We start from the raw sequence: 15126 nt of genomic DNA, 5'->3' as shown, positions 1-15126 counted from the left end.
GCGCAGGGCTTAGAACTGGTAGCTAAGCTTGAAGCGTACCGTACGGCCAGGCATGTGGTAGCCGTCCTTCTCGGTGTAGTGCTCGTCGTAGAGGTTGTCTACATTGACCCCCAGACCGAGGCGCTGCTTGATGGTGTAGTGCAGTGAAGCACCGAAGATCAGTGCCGAGGGGTGCTGGAGACGACGGCCCCACTCGGGCTGCTCAGCTGCTACGCGTGCAGCGAGCCCCGTGCGGATATCGGGGTAGTAGCCGAACCAGTTGTCCTCCCAGCGCTGGCCGATGTAGCGACCCGAGAGGCCGAACTGCAGGCCTTCGCGCGTGGTGAAGTCGAGGCCGAAGGTGACGTTCTGCGAGCGCACGTACTTGATAGGCGTCCAGTCGCTGGCGGCAGCGAGCTTCATCTTCGAGTGGAGAAGGAGCGTAGCGTTGGCGTAGGCCTTCAGTGAGAAGGCGTAGTCCACGAGGCTACCGAAGTCGTAGGCGGCCATCAGCTCGAGGCCGTGCATACGAGCCTTGTCGCTATTGATGAAGGTCTTCGTAGCCGTCTTGTCGGGATTCGTCGTGACCTTGTCGACGATCATATCCTTGTGGTCGGTGTAGAAGTACGTAGCGTCGAGGTCGATACCCTTCTCATAGTTGGTATAGCCGATCCCCCCGTCGATGGTCAGCGAGCTCTCGGGGCGCAGGTCGCGATTCCCTACGGTCGTCGTCTTGCCGCTGGTGTACTGACCTGCCTTGCGGTAGGCGTCAGGAGCAGCGAAGGCCGTCCCAGCAGAGGCGTGTAGACGCAGGCCACGGGCGAGCTCATACTTCAGGCCGAGGTTGGGGCTGAAGACGAGGTGCTGCTCGTGCTTAGCTTCGCTATTGAGGCGGCTGTCGGCACTGAGGTCGAAGCGCATGAGGTCGAGGCGTGCGCCCGCCGAGACGATGAAGCGCTCGGTGACGCTGAGGTTCGTCTGGGCGAAGAAGCCGAGGCTGGAGGTCGAGTAGTCGGGATTGTAGCTCGCCTTCTGGGCGCCCGTAGCGTCGAAGGACTTGGTCTTCGTGTCGCTCTTCTTGTAGTCGGCACCGAGGGTCAGGCGGTGTGCGCCGAGGGTCATGTCGTCCTGCAGGATAGCCCCGTAGTCCTGACCATTGCGGCGGTAGTTGATGATAGCACCGCTACCAGCCTTGTCGTAGTTCTGCGACACCTCGAAGGAGTAGTAGGGGCGCAGTGCGAGGCGATGGATGCCGACCTGCCCGAGGACTTCGAGCGAAGTGAGCGAGCGCGTGATATCCTTCTGCGAGAGGCCGTAGACCCCGTAGATGCTACCACCGGTGCGGATAGCGTCGCCGATGAAGAGGTTCTCGTAGGCGTTTACCGACCAGTTGGGCGAGAAGTCATAGCCGAGGCGAAGGCTACCGGTGTAGACACCATAGGTGCTACCTGGCATCGTAGCGCCACGCGTCTCGGGGTCTACGATAGCCTTGGCGAGGCTGTTGTGACGGAGGATATCGTTGTTACCAGCCTTGTAGTTCGTGTGCTCGCTGGTGTAGCCAGCGCTGAGGTCGAAGGACAGGCCCGAGACGATGCGCCCACCGAGAGCGAGCGTACCGGCGTAGGTGTCGTAGCTACCAGCCGTAGCGGAGACGCGACCCGTGAGCTGCTCCTTGTGCTGTACGGTGACGATGTTGATGACACCGCCCATAGCATTCGTACCATAGACCGAGGAGAAGGGTCCCTTGAGGATCTCTACCTGTGCGATGTCCGAGAGGGCGATGGTGGAGATGTTCTCCGACGCCGTGGGGATCCCGTTGATGAGGACGGTGGTATAGGCCTTACCAGGCTTGAAGCCACGGATACCGACGGTAGCGTTGAAGCCAGGGTACTGGATGACGTCGACGCTGCTGTAGTTCTTCAAGAGGTCGGGCAGGCTGGTGAAGCCCGAGCGCTGGATGGTCTCGGCGCTGATGACCTCGATCTTGCTGGGCACCTTCTTCAGGGGAAGGATGGAGCGCGTACCGTAGACGAGGACCTCATCGAGGTTCGTGGTACGGAGGCTATCCGTAGTGCTTGCTGAGAGCGGGAGGGCCAGTGAGGCCGCCGCGATGAGAAGCGTTAGCTTTTGTTTCATACGTTCGTTGCTTGGTTAATATACAGATGCACTGCGCTCTCCGAGGGTGGAGAGGAGTGCGGTGATAGAGTGATGCTGGGTCGTGATCCCCGTAGGGGTGCGGAGCGTCCAGCCCGCTTCGCTGATGGTGATGCTACTGGTCTCGGGCGGTAGGTCGCCAGAGATGATGCCGTAGCCGAGGCGGTGAAGCGCACGGCACGTCCAGCTGTAGCGTAGGCCTTCGCCCGTGAGATGGATCTGCTGACCTGGCTCTTCGGCGATGGAGAATTCCCCTCGCTCGCTGTCGAAGCGCAGGCGTGGGTCACCGAAGACACGCTCGATATCGCCATCGAGGATGAGGTCTTCGGGCGCCTTGGCTGTGATAGCTCCCGAGCGGTCGAGGAGCCAGATGGTGTCCGCCCAGCCGAGGGCCAGATCCAGCTCGTGCGTGGAGATGAGGATGCTCTTGCCGAGCTTGTGGGCGAGCGTGCGGAGCATCGTCGTCACCTCCAGACGGGAGGGGAGGTCAAGGTGCGCCGTGGGCTCGTCGAGGAGGATGAGCGGAGTCTCTTGTGCCAAGGCACGGGCGATCATCACGCGCTGCTTCTCGCCGTCACTCAGCGTGTCGAAGATACGCTCACGCAGCTCCGTGAGACGGCACGTGGCGAGTGCCTCTTCGCAGATACGCTTGTCCTCGGCACTGAGCACACCACGGAAGCCCGTATAGGGGTAGCGACCGATGGTGACGACCTCCCAGACGTCCATATTGCCCGCGGGGATGCGCTCGGTGAGTACGAGGCTCAGCTGACGGGCGACCTCCTTCATCGTGAGGCTGGAGAGAGGCTTTTCGCCCAGCTCTACTTCGCCTGCAAGGGGTGGGAGCAGGCCTGCCATGGTGTGCATGAGTGTGGACTTCCCACTGCCGTTGGGCCCCATGAGCATGACGATCTCGCCTGGGCGAATGGAGAGACAGAGGTCGGGGGAGATGACGACGCTACGGCGACGCTCCGTGTAGCCTGTGCGGAGGTGGCGGAGCTCGATCGTGAGGTGCTGTGTCTTACTTGAAGGCATTGCGCTTACGCTTATTACCCAGGATGACGAGGATGACTACGGGGGCGCCGAGGAGCGAGGTGATCGCATTGATCGGGAGGACGAACTGATGGCCTGGGGCCTGTGTCAGGAGGTCGCACACGAGGAGGAGGAAGGAGCCCGAGAGGATCGTCGCTGGGACGAGGATATGGTGGTCGGCCGTGCGGAAGAGCAGACGGACGAAGTGCGGGACGGCCATGCCGAGGAAGGCAATAGGTCCCGTGAAGGCCGTGATACAGCCCGTGATGATGCTGGTGATGACGATGAGTAGGCGACGTACCAGACGGATGTTCGTCCCGACGGAGCGCGCATAGTTCTCCCCGAGGCCGAGGGCATTCATCTGCTTCGGCATGAGGAGGGCCGCGATGAGCCCGACGAGGACGACGGGGAGCATGAGCTGCAGCTGGCGCCAAGTCGTGCCCGCCACGCTACCGAAGCTCCAGATGAGGTAGGTCTTCAGCGTCTCTTCGTCACTGAAGTACTGCAGGATAGAGATGACGCTCGAGGCGAGGAAGCCGATCATCACCCCGACGATGAGCACCGAGACGATGTCGTGCAGACGGCTCGAGACGGCGGAGATCATCAGGAGGACGCTGAGCGCGCCGATGCAGGCGGCGAGGATGATGCCCCACGTGTTCGCCACGCCTGCCGTAGAGAGGAGCGAGGGGAAGAGCGTGTAAGCCATCGTATAGATCGCTACGCCCACGCCTGCACCGCTATTGATCCCGAGGATTGAGGTATCGGCAAGGGGGTTGCGGAAGAGCGTCTGCATCTGCAGGCCTGCGATGGAGATCCCTGCGCCAGCGATGAGCGAGGTGAGTGCCTTCGGCAGGCGGAAGTTCAGGACGACGTAGCTCGTCGTCGTATGCTCACCACGGCCGAGGAGCGTGTCGATGACGTCGCTCGCAGGCAGAGAGACGCTGCCCCACATGATGTCGAGCACGAAGGCCACGACGATGCCGAGCGAGATGAGGAGGAAGAGGATCGAGTGACGTGCGCGCATGGGCTACTGTAGCTTGACCCAGTAGGTCGTCTCGTAGTTGGGGAGGAGGTGCGGACGCGTGATCTTGATGAGGTCCTTCAGGATGAGGTGCGGGTTGTAGGGCCCGCTCTCCCAGTAGTCATTACCCCCGTACTCATTGACGCGCTTGCGGTCGATCCACACGTTGCCCGCCTTGGCTGCGTCGAAGTGCTGGTAGCGCTCGTTCATCGAGAGGAAGTCCTTCAGGGTAATGTCCTTGCCGACCATCATGCTGAGCCATACGGGGGCGTGGCGGTGACGGCTGAAGACGTATTCAAAGCTCATGGGCTTATTCGCTACCTGCCCAGGGATGAAGTCATACTTGATGTGTGCGTCGGTGAGCATCGAGGTGACGTAGGAGTATTCGCCTGGGACGTACCACGAGCCCTTGTAGTCCTGCCCGTAGAGGACGGGGAGGAAGTCGGGCTCTTGTGCAGCGATCTTCTTCGCCTCGAGGTACTCACGCTCGATACGCTGGAAGGTCTCTTCGGCACGGACATTGCGCCCGAAGAGCATCCCGATGAATTTCATCCACTCGGCACGCCCGAGGAGGCTCTGCTCCTTCCAGTTGTTGAAGAAGACGATCTCGATGCCCGAGGCGCGGATATCCTCGTCCTTGGCATCGGACTCCTGCAGGCCCTGCATAATGATCTCGGGGTGGGTGGCGATGATCTGCTCGACATTGCGCCCCATGCCACGGCCGATCTCGGCGATCTCGCCACGGCGTGTGCGCTCGGCGAGGATGCTGTCATTGATGTTGCGCGGGTCGCTACATGCCACGAGGACGTCACGCAGGTCGAGGAGCGTCAGTGCGCCGATCTCCGTCGTGGAGAGCGTACCCATGGTGCGCACGGGTACGGCGATGTAGCGTGCGCCAGGGGCAGTCACCTCGGGCTTATGGCCGCGGGGATAGAGGAAGTAGCGGGCGAGGGTGTCGGGCTCGTCGGGGGTGAAGATAAACACCTCCTTGTAGCCAGGATGGTTGGCTACTTGGATGCCCTTGGCATAGTCGAAGTGCACGGCATGCGCGAAGTCCGCGCTGTCGGCGACGATGCTATCTGTGGTAGCCGTACTCTGGCTGGAACGTCCTGTGCAGCTCCCCAAGAGCATGAGGAGGCACGCAAGGAGAAGTAAAGGCTTGGTCATGCGTAATTACATTTATGATAGGTGTGCCTCCAAAGAGGCACGAGGAACCGAAATTCCCGCTACAAAGGTACAAGAAGAATACGGCTTCTTCATATAGAGCGCTTTGCGCCCTGCGCTGAAGGCTCCGCATAGCTCCCCGATGCATGGCTCTTCCGCTACGATGATGGGGTAGCGAGCTATACAGCCCTTTCCCCCGAAGAGTAGGAGAAAAACGGCCGTCCCCGTAGTGCTATAAGTCAGCTCCTATACAGCTTTTCCTTCGTCTTGGTGCGTGGATTTATAATCTCGGTACGAAAATCCTATCATCCACGTGCGTAGTCCTAAGATCTACGTGCGTGGACAAAGCTTTAGGCGTAGTGCTACGCAGCTTTTTCTCGTAGACTTTGAGGCATTTTCTCAAAGAAGACGTACAGCTATCATATAATGAGCGGCGGCAGCCCCCATCGGGGACTGCCGCCGCTCGCTTGTGGAGTGGGGTCGATCGGACTAATAGAACATACCGCCCGTCTTCTCGTTGGCGCGGGGTGCTACAGCATTGTCCGTGAAGTCAGGGCCGATATTCGCCCAGGCCTTGCCGAGGATCTTCTCGAGGCGGTAAGCCGCAGCCTTCGCCAGAGGCACTTCCTTACCCTCAGGGTCTTCATCTTCTACAACCCCAGCGGCGAAGTCCTCAATGGGGCGTAGCGGCTTCTTGATATCGTTCGTCGAAGCGTACTGCTTGATCGAGTAGGGGCCGTAGATGTAAAGGGGGATGCTGAGGTGGAGGAGACGATTACCAGCCTTCACCGTCGCATTAGGGGCGTAGACGGGGGAGACGTTTCCGCCCTCGAGCTTACCCTTCGTGGTAGCGTAGAGGTCGAAGTTCAGCGTCATCTGTGAGCCGAGCTTGGGGAAGATGGCGTAGCCCTTGAGGTTGACGGGGTCCTTCTCGTCGCGGAACTTCGTCTGACCGTGGTGTGCAGACTTCGTGAAGTCCTCCGTATCAAGGTTCGTGTACTCAAAGACATCGGAGAAGTCCGACTTGGTCGTGATAGCCGACTGGCTGTCGTAGTCCTTCACGTCGGAGGGGTAGATGAAGAGCTGGTAGGCACCCTTAGCGGAGAGCTGCTTGTCGAGGAGCTCGCCCTTCGAATTGTAGCACTCGAAGAGGATGCCGTACTGAGGGTAGTCGCTACCCGAGATCTCGCCCGTGAAGGGGTTCTCGCGGCGCGTGTCACTCCAGCGCAGGGCGAGCAACTTGTCGAGCGTGTAGGTCACGCTTGCGTTGCCGATCTTCGCCGTGCTCTCGCTGAGCTTCCACTCGCTGCCCTGCTTGGTGTAGGTGACGACCTGCTCATCCTGCAGGTTGCGGTTCTCGAGGTCAGCCTCGGAGGGAAGGTAGTGGAAGCTCTTCTTGCCGTGAAGGTGGCCGATCTGCAGGCGGATGACGACCTTGGCGATGTCGAGGTCAGAGCTGGGGGTGACAGGTGAGGGAGTAGGTGTGGGTGTGGGCGTCGGAGGTACGACGGGTTCGTTATTGGACTTACCGGAGCAGGCCGTAGCGACGAGGCTGAGGGCTGCGATACTGGCGAAGGCAAAAGCCTTGAGACGGTTCGTTGTCATACGTTTCTGAGGGATTAATTAGTTAGAAGAAGCTTCTTCACGACCCGTGAGGTCGGTGGTGCCGGCGTCGACGACGAAGGTGACGTTCAGCGAGATATCCGACTCTTGGTCGATGGGATAATAGAGGTTGTTGTAGAAGGGCATCGCCTGACCGTTGTAGATCTTCGGCTGGTGCGCATGCATGAGCATGATCGTCAAGAGGAACTTCCAGTCGGCGCGTGTGAAGCGGATGAGACCCTTGAAGCCCATGGGATTGCTTGTGCCCGTGAACTTGCTCTCGGGCGCGTTGTAGGGCTGATTCCACGGCGTGACGTCGACGTAGCGGTAGTCATAGCCGAGCTCTTTGGGCTCCTTGACGGCGTAGGTACGCCACTTGCCACGGATGAACTCGCGGGTGAAGCGCTCGAAGAAGTGCTGGTGGATGCGGTCTTGGCCGTTCTCGATGAACTGCCCGTTCATCAGCTCACGGCGGGCGTCGAGGTAGTCGATCTCGAGGAGGTAGACGACATCCGACTCGGTATCGGTGCTCTTGACGGAGAACTGCGATACGCCCTGCTCTTCGCTGGCGAGGAAGCCCTTACTGGTGAGTGAGAGGGTCATCTTCTCCTCACGGCCCGTGAGGGTGATATCGGCGAGTGTGGGCTCAGCATCCCAGCGGGTGGGGTTGTTGAGCTTGGCTTCCTTGAGCGTGAAGATGACGTAGGAGGGGTTATCGTGGCGCTTATTCAGTAGCTCGTTGGTCGGCTCCTTGGGGTCGCAAGACGTGAGAATCGGGACAAGCACGAGGAGCAGAAGGAGGAGCCTCTTGGGGCTCCCGCATAGCTGTCGTAGAGTCATAGGATGAGAGAGATAAGCGAGGTGATCAGAACTTCCACAGGAGTGAGGCGCGGATATCGCGACCCGCTTCGTGGGCATAGTAGCGAGCGCGGTTCGTATACTCCTTGTATTCGGCATTGAGGAGGTTGTCGCCCGTGAGGAGGAGGCGCAGGGACTGGCCATTCTTCAGCGTCTTCGAGAGCTCGACTTCGGCGCCCCATACCCCGTAGGCAGGCGGTGCGTCAGCGATGTCGATAGCGGAGTCGAAGCGCGTCTGGCGAGCGACGAAGAGGTGATTGAGCGTGACCTTACCCGAGAAGCCCCCGCCGAGCTTAGGGCTCCAGCTGAGGTGCTGACCGAGGTGGAAGGAGGGGATATAGGGGAAGAGCTGGCCCGTGCCACGCTCGTTAGCCCATACCATGAAGCTCTTCACCCCGTACTCAATATCCTGTGGGAAGCGGTACGATGCGTCGATGTCGAAGCCACGGAAGAAGGCATCACGCTGCTGATAGGTGAAGAAGGGATATTCGCCCGAGAGCGTCGTGTGCATCGTGTGTGTCGGCGCATCGAAGATATAGCCGTCGATCCACTGCAGATAGCCGTCGGCACGCACGTGTAGGCGCTCACCCGAGTGCTCTACGGAGGTGATCCACTTGTAGCCGCGCTCACTCTTGAGGTCGCGGTTCCCACGGATGTAGATCGCCGAGCCGTGCTGGTTACCTTCGCTGTAGAGCTCGTGGACGTGGGGGGCGCGGAAGGCTGCCCCGAGGTTCGTCGTGAGGTGCCACAGGGGCGAGAGGTGGTAGTGCCCGCCGATGCTGTAGGTGACGTTCGTGAAGCGCTTCGTGTCCTTGAAGAGCTGCTGATAGATGTCGTAGCCAGCTACCTTGAGCGTCATCTGGTCGAGGCGCAGGCCGACCTCAGCGCCCCAGCGCTCGGCTTGGTACTTCTGCAGGAGGTGTGCTGCACCCGTGACCTCGGTGTAGTTCGGGATGATGGGCACGACGCCCGTGCCAGGTCGGTTGTAGTTCTCCGTGCCGACGAAGTGCAGGCCCACCTCCGTATCCCAGCGGTGGTAGTGCTTGCGCCAAGCCGCATCTGCCTGGAAGCTCTTCAGATCGAGCGCCAGCGTGGGGAAGGAGGAGCGGTCATTGCGGCGGATGTTGTACTCATCTCGGCGGTCAGTCTGCAGCGAGGTCTGCAGGGTGAAGGTGCCGAGAAGCTCATCATCATAGCGCCCCTTGACGCTCCACAGGCGGTGCAGGACGTCGTGGTGAGGGTAGTCAATATGGCGGGAGAAGGGGCGGAAGGTCAGCGGACGACCACGCTCGATGAGCGCCTCGATCTCGTTGGCATTCTTGAGGTGACCCGAGGGAAGAAGCCCCGTCTTATTCTGATACTGGCTGAAGTAGCTCTCGAGAGAGAGGTGTTCGCCGCGCCAACCGAGGGCGAGTGAGTAGTCCAGCTCCTTGACGCCCGTATTGGTGAGGAGGTACTTCGCCGTCGAGCGGTCACCCGCATTGGTGTAGGAGAGCTGCGCACGCCAAGCGAGCGAAGGCAGGAAGGGCAGAGCGCCTTCGAGCTTCGCTACCTCGGTGAAGCGACGGCCGTTGGTGGCGAAGCTCGTCGCCAGCGTCCCCTGCAGGCTACGCCCATGATAGGGGAGAGGACTCTGCCCGAGGATGATGACGCCCGCGAGGGCTTCGGAGCCATGTGCTACCGCTTCGGCGCCCTTGACGACGTGGACCTGGTCGTTGGCGTCGACGCTGACCTCGGGGGCGTGGTCGTCGCCCCACTTCTGGCCCGACTGGCGGACGCCATTATTGACGATGAGCACACGCGTGCCGTACATACCGTGGATGACGGGCTTCGCTGTCGTCGTGCCCGTCTGCAGGCTCGTGACGCCGCTGACCTCGGTGAGGAGGGCGGCGAGGTTACGCCCGAGGTTACGCTCGATGCGCTCGGTAGAGACCTTCGTGGAGACGACGTTGGCGGAGACAGGACGGCGGGTACCGACGACCTTCACCGAAGAGAGATCACGCTCCTCAGGGCGCAGACGCAGGGTGAAGGGGCTGGGGGTGCTGCGGAGCTTGTCCAGAGGGATGAAGCCTTCGTGATAGCCGATGAGATGGACGTGCAGGCCGTCCTCCTCGCTCCCCGTGAGGGCGAGGGTCAGCTGGCCCTTGAGGTCGGTCTGCATGGAGCGACGGCCGATGTGGCCGACGGCGCCTGGGAGGGGCTCTCCAGTTCGATCGTCAAGGACCTGGATGATGAGGCTACGGCTCTGGGCATGTACAGGGCATGCACCCAGGGCAAGGGCGAGGAGCATCCCCAGAGATAGGAGGACGCCGCGCCATCTTGCCAGTGATAGATAGCACATAGGTAGGAAAAGGATGATATGGATGAAGGGTCGGGAAGAGGCTATGGCATAGCGGTCCTCTTCGCGGATATAGCCAGCTGTAGCCACGAGCTACACGGCCAAGCGTAGCACTCCCATACAGGCCGGGAGCACGCTATAAGTGATAGGCGGGGGTAGAGGCAGGGCAAAGATTACCCTACACGTGGCCTCTGGTGAGTGATTTAGGCGAAGGTGGGAGGGGCCCGTAGCTGTACCGCATCCCTGCGGATCGAGTGGGCAAGGCGCACCAAGCGCACCCCGAGGATGCGCACGCCGAGAGCCACTGCTGCGAGCAGCGTGCCGATGGCGAGAGCTAAGAACGGGGTATGGACGAAGTGACAGATCGAGCAGTCGGTCTTCGTCACGTGGGAGGTGTAGCCCTCTGTAGACACGACATCCTGCACGGCGTCAGCGCGGTGGCTGAAGTCGTGTAGGCTGACCATCGCCAGGAGACTCAGGAAGAGCCCGAGGAAGAGGGTCGCCAGCCGACGGGTATATCGCTCGTTGGTCTGCATAATCTTGTGCGAGGTGCTACTGCCTGCAAATATAACGAATTCAGAGCGAAGGCTTATATCAAAGGAAGAGAATCCGCCTGAGGAAAAGTGGTATTTCCGTGGAGAAAAAAGTAGCTTCCCGTAGTGATCTTCCTCTGTCTACCCGCGTGGTCTTAAAGACTACGTACGTAAATCCTAATGACCACGCACGTAGATATTAGAGCCACGTACGTAGATGAAGCTTATCTACCATAGGTTCGCAGCTTTTCTTCGCACGGATAGGAGGTCATTCCACTATTGTCCCTTGTTTTTACCTGCGAAGAGGCGAGGGCTCACGCCGCACTGCTATGCGCCGCGTAGCGTACGGCACGGTGCAAGCGTCTTGTAATGGATGAGGCGGTATCCCTGCTCTTCGCTCCTTTGCTCGCCCATTCCTTCGTGCGCTCGATATATAATGTCGTACTCGCTGACAGCAGTAGGTGGGGGCGGTGTGTCATATTGGCAGGAGGTGTGCAGAATGGGGCTTCGCTGGGCTTTGGCACGCTCCTTGCTCGGTAGAGGACGTGGGTGGGGAGCCTTATACCCCAGTCCCAAGCGAAACGAAGAATATAAAACAACACATATAACTACTTAGATCATGAGCATTAAGCCCCTGGCAGACCGCGTACTCATTCGCCCCGCTGCCCAAGAAGAGAAGACCGTGAGCGGTATCATCATCCCCGATTCAGCTAAGGAAAAGCCCCTGCGTGGCGAAGTCATCGCCGTAGGTGGTGGCACGAAGGACGAAGAGATGGTCCTCAAGGCTGGCGACGTCGTCCTCTATGGCAAGTACGCTGGCACCGAGATCGAGCACGAAGGTGAGAAGTACCTCATCATGCGTCAGTCCGACGTACTCGCTACGATCTAATCCCTTCTCACTAAGTAAGAAATACAGATATCAGATACAATCATGGCAAAAGAAATCAAGTTCGATATAGAGGCACGTGAGAGCCTCAAGCGCGGCGTCGACGCTCTGGCTAACGCTGTCAAGGTAACCCTCGGCCCTAAGGGTCGCAACGTTATCCTCGGTAAGACCTACGGCGCACCCCACATCACCAAGGACGGTGTCTCCGTAGCCAAGGAGATCGAGCTCGAAGATCCATTCGAGAACATGGGTGCTCAGCTCGTCAAGGAAGTTGCTTCGAAGACCAACGACGATGCTGGTGACGGTACGACCACGGCTACGATCCTTGCCCAGAGCATCATCGGTGTCGGGCTGAAGAATGTCACCGCAGGTGCCAACCCCATGGACCTCAAGCGTGGTATCGACAAGGCTGTCGCTAAGATCGTCGCTGAGATCCGCTCTATGGCGCAGGAGATCGGTGACAACTTCGAGAAGATCGAGCACGTAGCTAAGATCTCCGCTAACGGTGACGAGCAGATCGGTCAGCTCATCGCCGAAGCTATGCGCAAGGTCAACAAGGAAGGTGTCATCACCGTCGAAGAAGCCAAGGGCATCGAGACGACGGTCGAGGTCGTCGAAGGAATGCAGTTCGACCGCGGCTATATCTCTCCCTACTTCGTCACCAACTCCGAGAAGATGGAGGCGCAGCTGGAGAATCCCTATATCCTCATCTACGACAAGAAGATCTCTACGCTGAAGGAGATCCTTCCTATCCTCGAGCAGACCGTACAGACGGGTCGTCCCCTTCTCATCATCGCCGAGGATATCGACAGCGAAGCCCTTGCTACCCTCGTCGTCAACCGCCTGCGTGGTGGTCTGAAGGTCTGCGCCGTCAAGGCTCCAGGCTTCGGTGATCGCCGTAAGGCTATGCTGCAGGATATCGCTATCCTCACCGATGGCGTCGTCATCAGCGAAGAGACGGGCCTCAGCATCGACGCTGTCAGCCTCGATATGCTCGGTAAGGCTGAGAAGATCAGCGTGAACAAGGACAACACCACCATCGTCAATGGTGCTGGTGACAAGGAAGCCATCCGCGAGCGTGCCGCTCAGATCAAGGCACAGATCGCTAACACGACCTCCGACTACGACCGCGAAAAGCTCCAGGAACGTCTGGCTAAGCTCTCCGGTGGTGTCGCCGTCCTCTACGTCGGTGCTCCCAGCGAAGTCGAGATGAAGGAGAAGAAGGACCGCGTCGACGACGCCCTCAGCGCTACGCGTGCTGCCGTCGAAGAAGGTACCGTCCCTGGTGGTGGTACGGCGCTCCTGCGTGCTGTCCGCGCCCTTGACGGCCTTGTCGGGGAGAACGAAGACGAGACGACGGGTATCGAGATCATCCGCCGTGCTGTCGAAGAGCCCCTGCGTCAGATCGTCGCCAACGCTGGTAAGGAAGGTGCTGTCATCGTGCAGCGCGTCAAGGATGGCGAAGGTGACTTCGGCTACAACGCTCGCCTTGATCAGTTCGAGAACCTCTACGCTTCGGGCGTCATCGACCCAGCGAAGGTCACGCGTGTAGCGCTGGAGAACGCTGCTTCGATCGCAGGTATGTTCCTCACGACTGAGTGCGTCATCGCCGACAAGAAGGAGGATGCTCCCGCTATGCCCGCTATGAACCCCGGTATGGGTGGTATGGGCGGCATGATGTAAGCCGTCCCCGCGACACTCCAAGTACATATAGCTACGCCCCGCTTTCGTCCAACGAAGGCGGGGCGTAGTGCGTTTATTTTCCTGGTCTAATACCCTGTATGCGTGCGCCCTCCAATACCCAGCGCGAATTCTTTACCTTTGCAATACAGCGTCCCCGCTTGATGCTACAACCTCAATACCAACTCACTTATCTCAGCGTATGAGTAAAACGACTACTACTTGCCCTATCTTTCGGCGTGGAGCTTTCCAAATAGCCCTTGCCGTTGCAGCCTTCTTCATGGTAGATCCGTATATACGGAAGCTCTTGTCCTTCGTGCAGGAGCATTGTATCGCAGAGCTGTCTCCGCACTGGTTTGGAGCTTTTGTCTGTTTGTTAGTGGTCTGTTGCTTCTACATATTGCTTGGGCGATATAGGAATACCTACATACCCGTACAGCTCCGTTGGGGGCTACTCCTTTTGGCGGTAGCTTACCTATACTATAGGATAAGCCCTTGCTATTATTATAGGCTAAGCCCCGAGTTTTACTTCTGGAGAATACCATTAGGAGATTGGATGGTATTCCGTGCAACTTGGACGGACCTCCTCCTCTTGCCTCTTGTTGTTTGCGTATGGTTAGCTCGTAAAAAGAAAGACGTCAGTGGGGCAATAGAAGAAGCTGCTCTTGAGCAAATGGGAGCTCAGGCCATTCAAAATGATGTAGCTATTGAAAGAGAGTGTGATGATTGGCTGGGCTTTAGTTCTATGGTTGGGTTGCTTTTCGAAGATCTAAGTTCGCTTGATTTGAGCGGAGAATCATTGACTATGGGGATTATTGCTCAGTGGGGGAAAGGGAAGAGCTCCTTTATTAATCTTTTGATGAATAAAGTTAAGGAGCATGGAGATATCATTATTCGCTTCAATCCCCGCAGCTCAAAGAATGTATCTCAAATTCAAGAAGACTTCTTTGATGCTTTTGCCAAGGAATTATCCAAGTACTACATAGGCTTCGGCTTTTTACTTGGACGATATACCAAGCACTTAGGGTTGCTTGGACAGTATGAATGGACGCGCCCCTTGGAGAGTCTACTGACACTCCTTCTCCCAGAGAAGGACGAGCAAGCGATTAATGCTGCTCTATATTCTATCGGTAGGCGAGTGTACGTCGTCATCGATGACCTCGACCGCTTGACAGGAGAGGAGATAATTGAGGTACTGAAGCTCGTTGATCGCAATGCCTCTTTCAATAATGTAGTCTTTGTCATGGCATACGACAAGGAATACATCAACAACGTGTTGAGGAAGCACTTGGATCATGGCTTAGATCATAGCTTTATCGATAAGTATGTGACTTGGGAGGTGACCATTCCTGAGGTTGATGGGGAGGTGTTGAAGGCTGCAATGGAACGGTACTTAAAGCTTCGTATGCCTAAGCTATCCATTGAGGAACTACAGCAAACACTGGACGGATGGGGATCAGTCTCCGATATTATTACGGGGTATTTGGAGTCTGTGCGCCATCTTAAGCGGTATTTGAATTTAATGATCCCCAGGTATAGGGAGGTATATTATAGGGTTAATCCAGCTGATTTCTTCTTAGTTTCACTACTTCAGTACAGGTATCTTAGTATCTATAATAACCTTACATGGCGTATGTATGTAGAGCTGAATGATAGTATGCATGAGCCCTGTTACTACATAAGTCCAGAGCGGTGGACTTCTCTAAGGAAAGAATTACCTCATGAGGTGCTCCCTATACTTAACCGATTATTTGTTAAATCAGTGAACGACAGAAATGGAGTAGTATCATATAGACGCCGGAAATTGATCCGTAGCACGGATGCCTTCCCTTACTACTTCCGATATGAGAGGGGTAAGGCAGAGGAGAAATAGCTTTAGGCT

The 15126-nt window shown here is 58.0% G+C and carries 11 protein-coding genes; 3 read left to right on the top strand and 8 right to left on the bottom strand.

Features of this window, described 5'->3' with window-relative positions:
• Nucleotides 1-9 precede the first annotated feature (9 nt).
• The 8 genes from KO088_RS02955 to KO088_RS02920 form a co-directional block, all read right to left on the bottom strand.
• Nucleotides 10-2115, bottom strand: a complete 2106-nt coding sequence (locus KO088_RS02955; protein WP_215493455.1) for a TonB-dependent receptor domain-containing protein — start codon at nt 2113-2115, stop codon at nt 10-12.
• Between the two features lie 15 nt (nt 2116-2130).
• Complete coding sequence (locus tag KO088_RS02950; protein ID WP_215493453.1) at nt 2131-3165, bottom strand: ABC transporter ATP-binding protein; 1035 nt, start codon at nt 3163-3165, stop codon at nt 2131-2133.
• On the bottom strand, nt 3152-4186 hold the full coding sequence (locus KO088_RS02945; RefSeq protein WP_215493451.1) for a FecCD family ABC transporter permease: 1035 nt from the start codon (nt 4184-4186) through the stop codon (nt 3152-3154). The genes KO088_RS02950 and KO088_RS02945 overlap by 14 nt, the downstream gene beginning before the upstream one ends.
• A 3-nt stretch (nt 4187-4189) precedes the next feature.
• On the bottom strand, nt 4190-5350 hold the full coding sequence (locus tag KO088_RS02940) for an ABC transporter substrate-binding protein (RefSeq protein ID WP_215493449.1): 1161 nt from the start codon (nt 5348-5350) through the stop codon (nt 4190-4192).
• Between the two features lie 486 nt (nt 5351-5836).
• Nucleotides 5837-6952 (bottom strand): hypothetical protein, encoded by a 1116-nt coding sequence (locus tag KO088_RS02935; RefSeq protein WP_215493447.1) that lies wholly within the window; start codon nt 6950-6952, stop codon nt 5837-5839.
• A gap of 18 nt (nt 6953-6970) precedes the next feature.
• Nucleotides 6971-7789, bottom strand: a complete 819-nt coding sequence (locus KO088_RS02930; protein ID WP_215493445.1) for a hypothetical protein — start codon at nt 7787-7789, stop codon at nt 6971-6973.
• Between the two features lie 25 nt (nt 7790-7814).
• A complete protein-coding gene (locus tag KO088_RS02925; protein ID WP_215493443.1) occupies nt 7815-10235 on the bottom strand; it encodes a TonB-dependent receptor in 2421 nt (806 codons plus the stop codon).
• 113 nt (nt 10236-10348) lie between these two features.
• Nucleotides 10349-10681 (bottom strand): hypothetical protein, encoded by a 333-nt coding sequence (locus KO088_RS02920; RefSeq protein ID WP_215493441.1) that lies wholly within the window; start codon nt 10679-10681, stop codon nt 10349-10351.
• A 616-nt stretch (nt 10682-11297) separates the two neighbouring features.
• Here KO088_RS02920 and KO088_RS02915 point away from each other — a divergent pair.
• The 3 genes from KO088_RS02915 (at nt 11298) to KO088_RS02905 (ending at nt 15117) form a co-directional block, all read left to right on the top strand.
• Nucleotides 11298-11567, top strand: a complete 270-nt coding sequence (locus tag KO088_RS02915; RefSeq protein ID WP_009432230.1) for a co-chaperone GroES — start codon at nt 11298-11300, stop codon at nt 11565-11567.
• Nucleotides 11568-11609: 42 nt separating this feature from the next.
• On the top strand, nt 11610-13247 hold the full coding sequence (gene groL, locus KO088_RS02910) for a chaperonin GroEL (RefSeq protein WP_215493439.1): 1638 nt from the start codon (nt 11610-11612) through the stop codon (nt 13245-13247).
• 199 nt (nt 13248-13446) lie between these two features.
• Entirely contained in the window at nt 13447-15117 is a 1671-nt protein-coding gene (locus KO088_RS02905; RefSeq protein ID WP_215493437.1) for a P-loop NTPase fold protein, read from the top strand.
• The last annotated feature ends 9 nt before the right edge of the window (nt 15118-15126 follow it).

This window comes from Porphyromonas bobii (assembly GCF_943169685.1).
Lineage (GTDB): Bacteria > Bacteroidota > Bacteroidia > Bacteroidales > Porphyromonadaceae > Porphyromonas > Porphyromonas pasteri.
This window is presented reverse-complemented; position numbering and strand designations above follow the sequence as displayed.

What these genes read in the sequence shown, in the direction of transcription:
- KO088_RS02955 (WP_215493455.1), bottom strand. Translation starts at nt 2,115, where the DNA reads ATGAAACAAAAGCTAACGCTTCTCATCGCGGCGGCCTCACTGGCCCTC.
- KO088_RS02950 (WP_215493453.1), bottom strand. Translation starts at nt 3,165, where the DNA reads ATGCCTTCAAGTAAGACACAGCACCTCACGATCGAGCTCCGCCACCTC.
- KO088_RS02945 (WP_215493451.1), bottom strand. Translation starts at nt 4,186, where the DNA reads ATGCGCGCACGTCACTCGATCCTCTTCCTCCTCATCTCGCTCGGCATC.
- KO088_RS02940 (WP_215493449.1), bottom strand. Translation starts at nt 5,350, where the DNA reads ATGACCAAGCCTTTACTTCTCCTTGCGTGCCTCCTCATGCTCTTGGGG.
- KO088_RS02935 (WP_215493447.1), bottom strand. Translation starts at nt 6,952, where the DNA reads ATGACAACGAACCGTCTCAAGGCTTTTGCCTTCGCCAGTATCGCAGCC.
- KO088_RS02930 (WP_215493445.1), bottom strand. Translation starts at nt 7,789, where the DNA reads ATGACTCTACGACAGCTATGCGGGAGCCCCAAGAGGCTCCTCCTTCTG.
- KO088_RS02920 (WP_215493441.1), bottom strand. Translation starts at nt 10,681, where the DNA reads ATGCAGACCAACGAGCGATATACCCGTCGGCTGGCGACCCTCTTCCTC.
- KO088_RS02915 (WP_009432230.1), top strand. Translation starts at nt 11,298, where the DNA reads ATGAGCATTAAGCCCCTGGCAGACCGCGTACTCATTCGCCCCGCTGCC.
- groL (WP_215493439.1), top strand. Translation starts at nt 11,610, where the DNA reads ATGGCAAAAGAAATCAAGTTCGATATAGAGGCACGTGAGAGCCTCAAG.
- KO088_RS02905 (WP_215493437.1), top strand. Translation starts at nt 13,447, where the DNA reads ATGAGTAAAACGACTACTACTTGCCCTATCTTTCGGCGTGGAGCTTTC.